We start from the raw sequence: 14,040 nt of genomic DNA, 5'->3' as shown, positions 1-14,040 counted from the left end.
CCTATCATATCATATCGTCAAGAGCTTGCCTATAAAAGAAGTAGTCAGTTTTTGTCGTTAAACAGATAATTTTGTGATAAAAAAGCAGGGATATGCATGGCCCGGATCGGCTTGCTGATGAAGTAGCCCTGCAGCTCGTCACTGCCGAGCCGGCGGAGCAGGTCGAACTGCTCCTGAAGCTCTATACCTTCGGAAACCACCTTCAATCCGAGGTTATGGCTCAGCTCAATAATGGAATTGACGAGTACGTCGCCCTGCGGCTCCAAGGTCATCTCGGAGATAAAGGAACGGTCGATCTTAATCACATCTACCGGGAAGCGGCGAAGGTAGCTTAGGGAAGAGAAGCCTGTACCGAAATCATCGAGGGAAATGCGGAACCCGCAGTTCCCAAGCTCCTGTAAGGATGAGAGAATGTTGTCCCCTGAGACCAGCACGCTCTCCGTTATTTCAAGCTCCAGGCTGGAGCTTGGCAGCTTATACTCCTCAAGCAGCCCAAGCAGCAGCCCGCGCAGGTCTGACTGCATCAGCTGCACAGCAGAGATATTGACTGCTGCTGTCAGCTCAAGGCCGTTCTTACGGAAGCCTTGCAGGTCGGAGCAGACCTGCCTCAGCACCCAGCTGCCGATGTTTATAATGGAGCCGCTGGTTTCGGCGAGCGGGATGAACTCAGCGGGAGAGACGGGGCCGTAAGAAGGGCTGGTCCAGCGCAGCAAGGCTTCCAGCTTCGCCACCTTCAGGTTATCTGAACTTAGAATCGGCTGGTAATGGACCTCGAATTCATCATTATCTGCGGCGGACAGCAGCTGCTGGGATAATGTTTTTCTGCGCCGGATGCTCTCCTCCAGAGCCTCCGAGTAGTGAAGGACACTGTTGCGGCCCGACTCCTTCACATGAAACATCGCCAGATCGGCCTGCTTGACCAGATAATCTGCGTCTCCGCCGTTCTCCGGATAGATGCTGACACCGATGCTTGCGGTATTGTAGAGTAAATGCCCCTGAATACGATGCGGCAGCGAGAGAGCCTCCTGGATTTGTGACAGCTGCATTGACATACTGGCGGCATCGGGAACGTCGGATAGCAGGATGGTGAATTCGTCACCGCCTAGCCGGGACACCACATCATTCCTGCCGATAACCCTTGAGATCCGTAAGGCAATTTCTTTCAGCATGTCATCCCCGAAATCATGCCCCAGTGTGTCGTTAACGGTCTTGAAATGATCCAGATCAATAAAGACCAGTACAATCTGTTTGCCGGCGCCTGAAGCGGAGGCAATGGCTTCATTAAGCCTGTTGAAAAAAAGCGAGCGGTTTGGCAGCTGGGTCAGCGGATCGAGCATCGCCTGCTGCTGCAGTTCTGCCTGAGCCTGCTGCAGGGAATCTATCATACGGTTGAATTCATGCTCAACATCGCCGAATTCATCCCTGCCCGAACTCCTGATTCTTATGGATAAATCTTTGCTGTTGCCGATAGCACGGATATTCCTCATGAGTGCATACATTCTTCCCAGAATGAACCGTCTGACAAAAAGAAGGCTGGCTATGCACAATACCAGCGTGAAGGCAAAGAAGAAGCGCCTGAAGTTTAGAATCGACTCCATTCCGCTCTCATAAATCTGCCGCGGATGCTTAAGGGTAATCATCACTCCGGGGTCGCCGAACAGGTCGTAGATCACGGTGTGAATCGACATCATCCGGCTGGAGCCGGAGCTCATCCAGACTGGCTGGCCCCCGCTTTCGGCAATTGTGCCTGAGGTGATGCGGGTCATCTGGAGTGAGGAGGTCGTTTCATCCCAGATACGGGTCACTTCCTCCTGCTGCAGCATTCTTCCGGCGATTGCCGTCCCGATTACAGGCTTGTCTTTGTTGTTGTTAACTATAGGAGTAAGGGTAATCAGCATGGGGCCTTCATCCAGAAGGACTACGCCGGCCTTGCTGTCCTCTGCGCCCGAAAACCCCGGGAGCCTGCGATTGATAAGATTAAATAGGGTGAGGTATTCAGATTTTAGCGGAGATACCTTGCCGGAATCCGAATGATATTCGCCGCCATACAGCGGAAGTCCGGAAGAATTCAGCAGGGCGATGATATCGAAATGATTAATTTCATAGGTTACCGGGCTGAAATTTCGGTTTAGATAGGCTTGGCCGATTGGATCCGCACGCCCAGCTGGCGCAGCTGATTCCATGAATTGATAGGTTTCATCCCAGATCGAGTATTTCAGCAGGCCTGTCTTCATATTCATCAGCTCGCTCTGATAAGAAGAGACCACATCATCCAGCCTGTCCCTTAATGCTTCTTGATCCAGCTTCTCGAAACGGTTCAACAGAATGAGGTGCAGCAGGAGATATGTGACTCCTAATCCGAGCAGGGCTACAACACTTATGAAGATCATTATTTTTCTGCTCAGCTTCATGATGCTCCCCTTTTAGTAGTTATAGACTTTTATGGGAAATAAGTACCACCTAATCCAGTGTACCATGATTAGGTAATATTTTGCAACGGATTTCTCTCCAAAGTGTCGAATTTTGATGTATAATAGTTGTGCAATAATATTAATCACAGGAATATAGAGAAGGGGATATCTCTCGGCATGGATAAATGGAAATTATTTAAGAAGATCACACGGTTTGGAACGATTCCCGTGATGCTCATTCCGGTTGTTTTGGGAACGGTTGGGGCATATGTATGGGAAGGGAGTTTCCATCCTTTTTTGTTTGTTATCACAATTATCGGTGCAGTTGCAGCCCATTTGTTCTCGAATATGGTGAATGATTTATGGGACTTCCGTAATGGAACCGATACTGAAGCGAAGAATACGCCGGGAATGATATCGACGAATTCCGGGTTTTTATCAGGGGGGCTGATGCCGGAATCCCTTTTTGCTTCATTGACGTGGGGGCTCCTAGCTGTAGCTGTGGCCTGCGGCCTGTTTCTCAGCATTTCGAGCGGCTGGGAGACACTCTGGTTCGTCGCAGCCGGCGCACTGATTGCCTATTTCTATGTCGCTCCGCCGCTTCGCTTCGGATACCGGGGCAAGGGCTACAGTGAGTTTGCGATCTTCGTCGCCTTTGGCATTATGCCTGTGCTGGGCTCTTATTTCGTGCAGACCGGTGAGTTCAGTCTGAAGCCCGTGCTGCTGTCGGTGCCTGTAGGCCTACTTACGACGCTGCTCTTATTCAATCATCATTTCCTGCACTGGAGAGCGGACAAGCAGGCCGGAAAACGTACCCTGGTTGTAGTCTGGGGCGAACGCAGGGCGCTGGTGTTCTCGCAGATCCTGCTGCTTATCTCCTATGTATCACTGATTGTATGCGTGATGTTTGGCGTGCTGCCGGTCTATGGCCTGCTTGCGCTGCTTACCGCAGTTGCACCGGTGCATGTGTACCGCGGACTGCAGCCGCAGAATGCTTCGCCTGCATATCTGCCGCTTATGGGCGCTTCACAGCAGGCATCCGTGCGCTGCGGTGCGATCATGGCACTGGCCTTGCTGATTCAAGGCTTAATCTAACATTTAACCGCTTAGCATATCCTAATAATTACAGAAAGAGAGCGCGATTATGGACAAGAACAAAGAAATAACCGGAGAAGTACAGCCTGTCTTGAACGGTCAAACCATAATTGGAGATTTCCATACTATTCTGACAGAAGGGAAAGTGTGGAAGACCGGCGGATTTACGTTGCCTGACGGCTCTTTCTGGGCTTACCGTGAGCCTGAGGCTGTAGTGATTGTACGGAACGGCTTCCTGTATGTCCGGGCACAGCTGAGCCGCCAGCATAATCATGTCCAGATTCTCGACAATGCGAAGCATATGTATTATTCGGCTAAGCCGGTAGAGGTGCCGGAGGACGGGGAGATCAGCTTCGAGCTGCAGATCCGCGCCCGTACACAGGGGACAGCACCGGGGGATCTGTATGACGGATATGTCTCACTGAATCTGCTCGATTTCACAACAGGTGCAGCGCTTGATTTTTTCGCCGGGAATGATAAGTATGCTAGTGTATACGGTGTGCTGCCCTTCCCTGGCGTAACGGTGCCTGAGACAGGCGGAACGAAATATTTCTGCATTTTTAAAGAGGCTGCCGATTTTAAACCGCGGGAGTTCAACACGTACAAAATCACGTATCACCGCGGCAAGGATGAAGCTGTGTTCTACGTAAACGGCCAGGAGGTGCGCCGCGAGCAGAATGTGCCAATCAAGTTTAACAGCTTCACCATTGCCCTCGGCATTATGACAGAGAAGGATCTGACTCCGGAGGGCAGCGTATCGGCACATGGGCAGACGGTGATCGCCGAATGGTCACCGGTGACCGTAACAACCACCGCAAAATAAGGTGCATATTTGAGGAATAAGGGTGATTTGCGGTGAATGTAAGGAGCTTTCTGAGGTTTGTCGAGCTGCCGACCAAGGTGGCCAGTGTTATCCCGTTTCTGCTGGGGACGCTGTATGCCTTATACCGGTTTGAGGATTTCTATGTTCTGCGTTCGATCCTGATGTTCGTGTCCCTGCTGAGCTTCGATATGGCGACAACGGCCATTAACAACTATTACGATTTCAAAAAAGCGGCCAAAAAGCATGGCTACGGTTATGAGACTCATAATGCCATCGTTCACTATAAGCTGAAAGAGAGCACCGTGGTAGCGACCATTGCAGTTCTGCTCATGCTGGCTGTCGGGTGCGGAATTGCTCTCGTGGCCCAGACCGGGCTGATTATCTTTTTGCTGGGCGGACTGTCGTTTCTGATCGGCATTCTGTATTCATTCGGGCCGATTCCGATCTCTCGGATGCCGCTGGGCGAACTGTTCTCGGGTCTCTTTATGGGCTTTGTGATTATCTTTATCTCCGCCTATATTCACTCGGACCAGAGCCTAGTCACCCTGCTGCTGCGGGACGGCTGGATCGATCTGCACATTAACTTTGTCGAGGTTCTGTACATCTTCTGGTTCTCTGTACCGGCCATTCTGGGGATTGCGGGAATTATGCTGGCCAACAACATCTGCGACATCGAAGATGACCTGGAGAACCGCAGGTATACCCTGCCGGTCTACATCGGGCGCAAGAATGCGCTTCTCCTGTTTAGAATGCTCTATTATGTCTCATATCTCGATCTGATTGTTCTGCTGATTATAGGTGTGAATCCGGTGCTGGTAGCACTGCTGCTGATTACGCTGGTTCCTTTGCGCCGCAACATTTCCCTGTTCTATGAGAAGCAGGAGAAGGCTGTGACCTTTATTCTGGCGGTCAAAAACTTCGTGCTGATGAGCACGGCGCGGATTGTTGTGCTGGGTATTGCTGTTGTGCTGAGCAGCCTGGATTTATGGATTTAAAAGTCACAAACCCCTAAGTAAATTAGCAGCGCCCTGACGGAGAAATGCCGCGGGCGCTGCTTTTTTGTTGTTTCCGGAGGCATTCAAAAATAGAGAAGCGGCGAATTCTATGATATGGTGTCAGTAGATATAATGACAATCTTATATAAGGAAGGTGTACATCTATGACGCAGAAACTTCGGTGGGGAATTATCGGATGTGCCCAGATTGCAACGGGTTCTGTCATGCCGGCAATACAGGAATCGGAAACCGGTATTATCGCAGCGGTGGCGAGCCGGGGACTTGAAAAAAGCAGTGCTGTAGCCGCGGAGTTTGGCATCGGGAAGGCCTACGGCAGCTATGAGGAGCTGCTGGCCGATGAAGAGATTGACGCGGTCTATATTCCGCTTCCGAATCATCTTCACCGGCAGTGGGTAATCCGTGCGGCGGAGGCGGGCAAGCATGTGCTCTGCGAGAAGCCGATTGCCCTGAACAGCACCGAAGCCGCGGAGATGGTAGAGGCTTGCCGCAAAGCGGGTGTACATTTGGCAGAAGCTTATATGTACCGGCATCATCCGCGGATTGCCGAGCTGCGGGAGATCATATCGCGGGGGGATATAGGTGAGCTGCGGTCGATCCGCGGAACATTCACCTATAATGATGCCGGAGATACTTCGAATATCCGCTTCAAGTCGGCATGGGGCGGAGGCTCGTTGTACGATGTCGGCTGCTATCCGCTCAGCGCGGCGCGCCTGCTGTTTGGTGCCGAACCGGAAGCAGTGACGGTTCAGGCGATTTTCTCGCCAGAGCATGACAATGTGGATATGATGGCCTCGGGCCTGGTCGAATTTCCCGGCGGCGTGAGTCTGATCTTCGATTGCGGCATGTGGGCCTATAACCGCCAGCTGCTGGAGGTCCTCGGCACAGAGGGGCGGATTGAGATTCCCATGCCGTTCAATGCCAGATTCGAAGACGCAGAGTTCTTCGTGCATACCGGCGGGGAAGTGAGCCGTTTTGCGGCTACCGGAGCCAACCCGTATGTCCGTCAGGCCGATAATTTTGCCGCTGCCGTCTTCGGGGACAAGCCTCTTGTTGCCGATGATGACCCGGTGCAGAGTATGAAATTGATTGAAGCCTGTCTTGAATCTGCCCGCCGGCGCGAGCGGATCAGCCTGCTATAGGATTTTGTCCCTGAAAAAACTCCGTCCCCGCTTGCACTTGCGGGTACGGAGTTTTTTTGTATTCTGCCTTATAAGGTATAAAACCTAATAGAAATATAGAGTTAAATTTTGATAATATAGTAATACTATTGAAGAAATTTCTATAAAGTTTCCTATTACAGATTCTGAGAGGAGCTTCTCTAATGAGCCTTGCGGAAGAACCGGTAATTTCGATTTCCGGCCTATGGATGAACTACAGTGACAGGATGGTGCTGCGGGGCATCGATCTTGCGGTCTACCCCGGACAAATTATCGGTTATATCGGTCCCAACGGGGCAGGCAAAAGCACAACGGTCAAAATTATGCTCGGCCTGGTAGAAGGATACACCGGCACAGTAAGTATTTTTGGCAGGGATATCGCAGACGGTGATGCTGCGTACAAAAAACGGATCGGTTACGTCCCTGAAGTTGCCGAGATGTATGACAGCCTGACCGCCAGAGAGTATCTGACCTTTATCGGTGAACTCTATGGAATGAACCGGGCTGAGGCGGATGCCAAAGCGGAGAAGCTGATGGGACTGCTGAACCTGGAACGGGCATACGATATGCGGATCGCTTCCTTTTCCAAGGGGATGAAGCAGAAGGTGCTGCTGATTTCCAGTATGCTGCATGATCCTGATATTTTGTTTCTGGATGAGCCGCTGAGCGGTTTGGATGCCAACAGTGTAATGATCGTTAAGGAGATTTTTGCTTCACTTGCTGCAAGGGGCAAAACGATCTTTTACTCCTCGCATATTATGGATGTCGTTGAGAAGATCAGCAGCCGGATTATTCTGATTGACGGCGGGGATATTGTGGCGGACGGAAGTTTTGCTGAGCTCAAGGAACAGAGTAAGGAAGGGTCACTTGAAGGGATTTTCAATGAACTGACCGGATTTGATAAATACCGGGATATTGCCGGTGAGTTTGTTGCGGTCATCGGAGAAGGTGCCCGGCATGAATGACTTTTTCGTGCTGAGGCTGTTGGACCGGCTGCAGGGCTGCTTTCGGAGAATGGGAGTCGACTACCCGGTACTGCGCAACATTCTCCAGCTTAAACTAACGATGGACGGCAGGCGGACGCCGACTGTGCTTGCAGGGGGGAAGGAGAGTAAGCAGAATACGGGGGGATCTCCTTTTCGGATACAGTGGATCTATTTACTGCTCGGGCTGGTGTTGATCGCCTTTGTGGTGCCGGAGGGCAATTATCTATTTTCAATGAGCATCGCCTTCGGGATTGCAATGTTTATGATATCCACTACGCTAATCTCGGATTTCTCGTCGGTCATGCTGGATTTACGGGATAAAAATATCCTGTTTGTAAGACCGGTGAACCGCCGGACATTAAACATGGCCAAAAGCTTACATATCTTGATCTACCTGTTTACGTTAACGCTGACCATCATGGGGCCTTCGCTGTTAGTCTCCTTATTTAGGCAGGGAGTGCTCTTTTTTCTCATCTATGCCGCAGAAGTTATCCTGATGGATTGCCTGATACTGGTGATTACGGGCCTCATTTATCTGTTGATTCTACGGATATTTGATGGGGAAAAGCTGAAGGACATCATTAATTATGTCCAGATCATTCTGTCCATCGGGATTACGGTGGGTTACCAGCTGATTTCCCGGCTGTTCGATATGGCGGATCTTAGCATTTCCTTTAAACCGGCCTGGTGGCAGTATTTCCTTGCACCTGTCTGGTTTGCGTCCCCGTTCGAACGTCTGCTGGGCGAGACCCGTTCAGCCAATCTCACGGTAATGGCGGTGCTGGCGCTTGTGATTCCGGTACTGCTGCTTGCGGTTTACATTAAGCTGATGCCGCTGTTTGAGCGGAGCCTGCAGAAGCTGGCGGAACAGGGAGTTGGCGGAAAAGACAGCGGGCGCCTGCCGCGGCGGTTGTCAGAAATCGTCTGCCGGAGTAAGGAGGAGGCCATGTTCTTCCGCTTTACCTGGTCGATGATGCGTAATGAGCGGGATTTCAAGCTCAAAGTATATCCCACTTTCGGGCTGTCCCTGATTCTGCCGTTCATCTTCATCTTTAACTCGCTGAGCAGCGGAAATATGGATGCAGTCCGCAACTCCAGAGCCTTTTTGTTCATCTATTTCTGTGCCCTGCTGATGATGACCGCTGTACAAATGCTGCGATATTCAACAAGCTACAAAGCCGCCTGGATTTATAAGGCTATTCCTATACGTGAGACAGCTCCGGTCTACCGCGGCATGCTTAAGGCTGCCGTTCTCCGTCTGCTGCTGCCGCTTTTTGTTATAGACTCAGCAATATTCCTGTGGCTGTTCGGAGTACGGCTGGTGCCGCATCTGATTATTGTGCTGCTGTCCCTGCTTGTGTATTCTGTACTGTGCTTCCGTCTTTTGCCGAAGTCACTTCCCTTTTCGGAGAAGTACAGCGCTGCCGGGCAGAAGGAATTTACCGGAAGCGCGTTTGTGCAGCTGTTTATATTGATACTTTTTGCGGGAATGCATTATCTGGTCACCCTGATACCGTTCGGAATCTACATCTATGCTCCAATTCTGGTGATCGCCAACTGGTGGATCTGGAGTGTTTCTTTCTCGGATGCAGCTTCGCGGCCGCGGCAGATTCCAACCTTGCGCTTGTAGGGCTTTGACAAATATGGACATTTATTGCCGTCGGCAAAAAAAGGGTCAAAGTTCCAGTATTTACTTAGACAGTATAGCAAATACAAGGTAGAATACAGCTAAAGTCACTTCTCATGGAACTCTATAATCTTTCTACACTCTTCCATTTATCTGATATTCGTAAATAGGTTTTTATACTTGAGAATGAGCTGCGGCGATAATGATAATATAACCGGTGAAGAGGTCAACTATGGATCAGATGGGAACCCACTATAATACATGGATTGTTTTACTATCTTTTGCGCTTGCTGTAATAGCTGCTTATTCAGCGCTTAACCTGATTTCACAGGTTTCCCATTCCAACCGTAAAATCCGCAGGTTCTGGCTTGCATCGGGTGCAGTTGTGCTTGGGGCCGGACTTTGGGCGATGCACTATGCCGGCATTTCCACTCTGGAGACAGAAGGCAATCTCCATTATGATCCTGTTGCCCAAGGTATCTCCGTAATCGTCACCCTGCTGGCATCTTATGTCGGTATATTGTTATTCAGGAAATTCAGGGGACAAGGGAATTTTAATTTCTGGAAGCTTGGCTCCGCGCTATTCATCGGATTCGCGGTTACAGGCATGCATTTTATAAGTCTAAGAGCAAGCCGCCTGGAGCTTGAAAGCTGGCTTGGAACAAAGCCATTTGCCATGGAGAATGTTATCCTGCTGACCGGAGTTTCACTGGTTGCCCTGTTTATGCTAGCCATCTCCGGAGGGGCTGTTTTCCTCGACCGTCATGTGCTGGAAATCATGGCCTATAATGATCCGCTGACAGAGTTGCCGAACCGGCATGGCCTGGAGCGTTATTTCAAGGATGAGTTTTTCGGGGTGAATTCAGGTGCGGTGTTTTTTGTGGACCTGGACCGCTTTAAGTCGATTAATGATACGCTCGGACATGATGTCGGTGATTTGCTGTTGCAGGAGGTCGCAGACCGGTTAAGAAAATGTGTCTCCCTGAAAGGCAAGGTCTTCCGGCTCGGCGGCGACGAATTTCTGATTGCTCTGCCCGATTGCGGGATAGATGATGCCCAGGAGGCGGCACAGCATATTCTGCGGGAGATTAAGAAATCCTACAGCGTCGAGGGCAACGAGCTGTATGTGACAGCCAGCATCGGGATCAGCATGGCTCCGGTGCACGGCACGGACCGATCTGCGCTTATGAAAGCCGCTGACACGGCACTGTACACCTCCAAAGACTCCGGCAAGAATAAATTCAGTGTATTCGACCAGGAGATGAACCGTCATCAGGTGCGGCGGATGTCCCTGGAGAAGGATCTGCGCAGGGCACTCGCCCGTTCTGAATTTATGGTAGTCTACCAGCCTAAGTGGGATTCACTCATGAATGTCACTGTCGGTCTTGAGGCACTGCTGCGCTGGAGACATCCGGAGCATGGAATTATCTCGCCGGCGGAATTCATTCCGATTGCCGAGGAGACGGGACTGATCGTGCCGATCACCTACTGGATGCTGCACGAAGTGTGCGGCCAGAATATGCTGTGGCACCGGGCAGAGGTAGCGAACGTGCCTGTATCCATCAACATGTCGGCGCGGATGTTTGAGGGCGGCAGCCTGTATGATGTAGTAGAAGAGGCACTCATCCGCTCGGGGCTGGAGCCGCACTTCCTGGAGCTGGAGATCACCGAATCGATTGCCATGAACAATATGGAAGAGACGGTTGCCCAGCTCTCCAAACTCCGGGCTCTTGGGGTACGGGTCTCGCTGGATGACTTTGGTACCGGCTTCTCGTCACTCGGCAATCTGGATGAGATTCCGGTTAATACGCTCAAGATTGATCAGGTCTTCATCCGCAAGAGCAAGATGCACTCCAAAAAAGCGATTATCAGCAATATTATCGCCATAGCCAGCAACCTCAATATGGAGGTGGTGGCCGAGGGCGTGGAGACACCGGAGCAGATCGAGCTGCTGCAGTCCTTGGGCTGCCGGGTCATGCAGGGCTTCTACTACGGCCGTCCGATGCCGGTGAATGAGCTGGGCCAGTGGTTTATTGAGAATACGGCTTAGACTAAACTATTAATATTCCTGTTTTTGTCTTTGGGCATTAGGATAAGGGACAGCTTGGGGTGGATCATTCACCTCCAAGCTGTCCCTTTAATCTTTAATCTGAGGCTGCCCCGTGCGTGATCCATTCATGCGCGGGGCAGCTTTGTTGTTTACAAGCACTAAAAAAGCAGCCAAGTCCGATGAAATAGGACTGGCTGCTTTTTTGTTCCCCCTCTTTAAATAGGGGGATTCTTTATAAATCTTAAACTAAAAAATCATTGGTGGTAGCGGCGGAGGGGAAGTTTGGAACTGTAGGAGCGTTAGCGTCCGCCTTTGTCCCCGGATTTCTACCGCTCAGCGGTATAAAGAAAGAAATCGGGGGACAACAGCGGCCGGAAGTCCAAACATTCCCCGCAGCTGCGTCCTTCACCTGAAATTGTTTTTAAGTATTTTTATAACAAATCCTAAATTTTAAAGTTCTCGACAAGAACCTGCAGCTTCTCCGCAAGCGAAGAGAGAAAGGCCGCGGAGGACTCCACTTCCTGCATCGCGGCAAGCTGTTCCTGCGAGGAGGCGGACAATGTCTCTGCACCTTCGGCGGTTTGGTTGGAGACGGCCACAATGCTCTGGATCGCTTCTACTAGGCCCTCGGAGATCAGCGCCAGCTCGCGTACGGTTTCCGAGATCTGTTGGCTCTGCGAGGACATATCCGATACGGAGTCTTCAATCTCGGAGAACGACTGTCCAGCGGCCATAATCATTTCTCTGCCTTCTACCATTTCACCGGTAGACCGTCTCATCGTCTCTCCGGCCTTGTCCATTTGGGTGACAATCAGGCTGACCAATTGGCCGATCTGGCCGGCGGACTGGGCGGAGCGTTCTGCCAGCTTGCGTACGGATCCGGCAACTACGGCAAAGCCGCGGCCTTCTTCTCCGGCACGGGCAGCTTCGATGGCTGCGTTCAGAGACAATAGATTCGTCTCTTCCGCGATGCCGGCGATCGTGCCCACAATGTTCTCGATCTCCTTGGAGTGACTGCCGAGGGATTCGATGATTTCGGACAGGTCAGTGATGCTGTCACTGACAACCTGCATCTGCGAGGTGGTGGAATCCATAGATTCCCGGCCTGTACGGGCCTTAAGGGCATTGCTGGCAGCCGTATTCATTGCGCTGTCCGCATTATTGGCGATCTCAGTGATAAACCGGGACATCTCCTGAACGGACCGGTAGCTTCCCTCCAAATTCCGCAGCTGGGTATGAGCCCCGTCGGCTAATTCGAGGGTAACATTGACACTGTGCTCACCGGCGCGGTTTGTCTCCTGTGCACTGGCGGACAGCTCCTGTGATGAAGAGGCCACCAGCATGGAAGTATCGTTGACCTGAGTGATAAGAGTGCGCAGGCTTGTGGTCATCTCATTGAAATCACGGGCCAGTGTGCCAATCTCGTCCTTGCTGTCAAACAGAAGCGGATCATGGGAAAGATCACCCTTAGCTACGGTGTTTACGGAGCTGGAGAGCTTAGTCAGCGGACTTACCAGGCGGCGGATGAACAGGTATGCGGCAAGGATCGCCACGGCCAGAATAGATATACCGATAATGAAGGGCTGAACAATGATATCCTGTGTCCGTTCCTGAATCAGAGAACCGTCGAAATTGATAGCCATGAGTGCAATGATAGGTTTGGTTGGGTCGTGATCCTGATAGATGGGGCCGTAACCGGTTTTAAGAGAGGTACCTTGATATGTATAAACTTCGGAGTATGCGGAATGCTTCATGGTAGTAATCATATCTTTATCTTTTTCTGAAAAATAAAAGGAGTCCCCTGCTTTATATCCCCTCTTTTTGAAATTAGCATCTGCGGCAAGTATTTTGCCGTCTAAGGAAAGGATGAATGCTTCCTTGAAAATCGGTTTATGCGCATTAATCCAGCCAATACGATCCTCGATGGCGGAAAGTTTACTGTTGTCTCCTGCGGCAAGAGCCGCTATGTCAACGGGGTCAACGAGGCCGGTTGTGATATTGGCGCAGCCTACCAATTCAATACCCGCCGCTTCATCTAACTGATTGTACGCAGCGCGGTATCCGAAGAACCCGATGGATGATCCGACAAGAAGTAATACAATGAGCATCATCCAAGTTAATTTTGTTGCCAATTTCATTTTTAGCACCACCAACCCTGACTATAGTTAATTTTATGTGATAATTGCTATCACTGCTAAGATTATAGCGCATCGCTGGGCCCATAGAATGTAGTTTTTTTGTGTCGAAAAAGGACGAATTTGTCTGAAAAAAGCAGCCTTGCAATGATACTTGTCATACCAAAGACAAAAAGCATTGAATCATAACCTGTAAAAATGATACGCTAGATGCAGGACAAACGGACTGGGAGTGAAAGGAATGCCGCAGCAAATTGATCCGTTGGTAGAATCCTTGGGATTATCCATGTGGAGAGTACAACGCAGAATTACATCACAGATGTCTTTGCATAAAGAAATGGGCCTTACTGTTCCGCAGTTTCACCTACTGCATATCATTGCACAAGAGAAGCAGGCGAGGGTCATCCAGCTTGCCGAGAAGCTTGAGGTGAAATCGAGCGCGGTTACCGTCATGTTGGACCGTCTGGAGCTGCTGGAGCTTATCGCCCGTGTTCCGGATGAGAATGACCGCAGAGCCGTCAGTGTGACGCTTACCACGAAGGGCGAGGAACTGCTCAAAGAAGCACAATACCGGTCGCTGCTTCTGTTGACCGAACACTTATCGATTTTAAAGCCGGAGGAATTGAAGAATTTTGCCGAATATTATACGCTGCTGGAGAAGCAGGAACGATAACCGGCCGGCTTATACCCGTTGAAACGACAAACAGCCACGCTCCAACTTAGGAGCGTGGCTGTTTGTC

At 50.7% G+C, this 14,040-nt stretch carries 10 protein-coding genes; 8 read left to right on the top strand and 2 right to left on the bottom strand.

Annotation, left to right across the window (positions count from 1 at the left end):
• Positions 1–44: 44 nt before the first annotated feature.
• Entirely contained in the window at positions 45–2,411 is a 2,367-nt protein-coding gene (locus AQR02_RS20880) for an EAL domain-containing protein (RefSeq protein ID WP_054942364.1), read from the bottom strand.
• A gap of 177 nt (positions 2,412–2,588) precedes the next feature.
• Between AQR02_RS20880 and AQR02_RS20875 the strand changes: the two genes are divergently transcribed.
• The 7 genes from AQR02_RS20875 to AQR02_RS20845 all read left to right on the top strand — a co-directional run bounded on the left by AQR02_RS20875 (position 2,589) and on the right by AQR02_RS20845 (position 11,165).
• Entirely contained in the window at positions 2,589–3,506 is a 918-nt protein-coding gene (locus tag AQR02_RS20875) for a prenyltransferase (protein ID WP_054942363.1), read from the top strand.
• Positions 3,507–3,555: 49 nt separating this feature from the next.
• On the top strand, positions 3,556–4,329 hold the full coding sequence (locus AQR02_RS20870) for a DUF6081 family protein (RefSeq protein WP_054942362.1): 774 nt from the start codon (positions 3,556–3,558) through the stop codon (positions 4,327–4,329).
• A gap of 32 nt (positions 4,330–4,361) precedes the next feature.
• Positions 4,362–5,324 carry a prenyltransferase gene (locus AQR02_RS20865; protein ID WP_054942361.1) on the top strand — a complete coding sequence of 321 codons (963 nt, stop codon included), beginning with the start codon at positions 4,362–4,364 and terminating at the stop codon, positions 5,322–5,324.
• A 164-nt stretch (positions 5,325–5,488) separates the two neighbouring features.
• Positions 5,489–6,484 (top strand): Gfo/Idh/MocA family protein, encoded by a 996-nt coding sequence (locus AQR02_RS20860; protein ID WP_054942360.1) that lies wholly within the window; start codon positions 5,489–5,491, stop codon positions 6,482–6,484.
• A 182-nt stretch (positions 6,485–6,666) separates the two neighbouring features.
• A complete protein-coding gene (locus tag AQR02_RS20855; protein WP_054942359.1) occupies positions 6,667–7,467 on the top strand; it encodes an ABC transporter ATP-binding protein in 801 nt (266 codons plus the stop codon).
• Positions 7,460–9,118, top strand: a complete 1,659-nt coding sequence (locus tag AQR02_RS20850; RefSeq protein ID WP_054942358.1) for a hypothetical protein — start codon at positions 7,460–7,462, stop codon at positions 9,116–9,118. Before AQR02_RS20855 ends, AQR02_RS20850 begins: the two co-directional genes overlap by 8 nt.
• Before the next feature lie 229 nt (positions 9,119–9,347).
• Positions 9,348–11,165, top strand: a complete 1,818-nt coding sequence (locus AQR02_RS20845; RefSeq protein WP_054942357.1) for a putative bifunctional diguanylate cyclase/phosphodiesterase — start codon at positions 9,348–9,350, stop codon at positions 11,163–11,165.
• 443 nt (positions 11,166–11,608) lie between these two features.
• On the opposite strand, the gene AQR02_RS20840 is transcribed toward AQR02_RS20845, so the two are convergent.
• Positions 11,609–13,303, bottom strand: a complete 1,695-nt coding sequence (locus AQR02_RS20840; RefSeq protein WP_054942356.1) for a methyl-accepting chemotaxis protein — start codon at positions 13,301–13,303, stop codon at positions 11,609–11,611.
• Positions 13,304–13,541: 238 nt separating this feature from the next.
• Between AQR02_RS20840 and AQR02_RS20835 the strand changes: the two genes are divergently transcribed.
• Positions 13,542–13,973 carry a MarR family winged helix-turn-helix transcriptional regulator gene (locus AQR02_RS20835; RefSeq protein ID WP_054942355.1) on the top strand — a complete coding sequence of 144 codons (432 nt, stop codon included), beginning with the start codon at positions 13,542–13,544 and terminating at the stop codon, positions 13,971–13,973.
• Positions 13,974–14,040: the final 67 nt, after the last annotated feature.

The sequence above is a fragment of the Paenibacillus ihuae genome, assembly GCF_001368795.1.
Classification (GTDB): domain Bacteria; phylum Bacillota; class Bacilli; order Paenibacillales; family Paenibacillaceae; genus Paenibacillus_AQ; species Paenibacillus_AQ ihuae.
The sequence above is the reverse complement of the archived record's forward strand: the minus strand, read 5'-3'. Positions and strand labels throughout refer to the sequence as shown.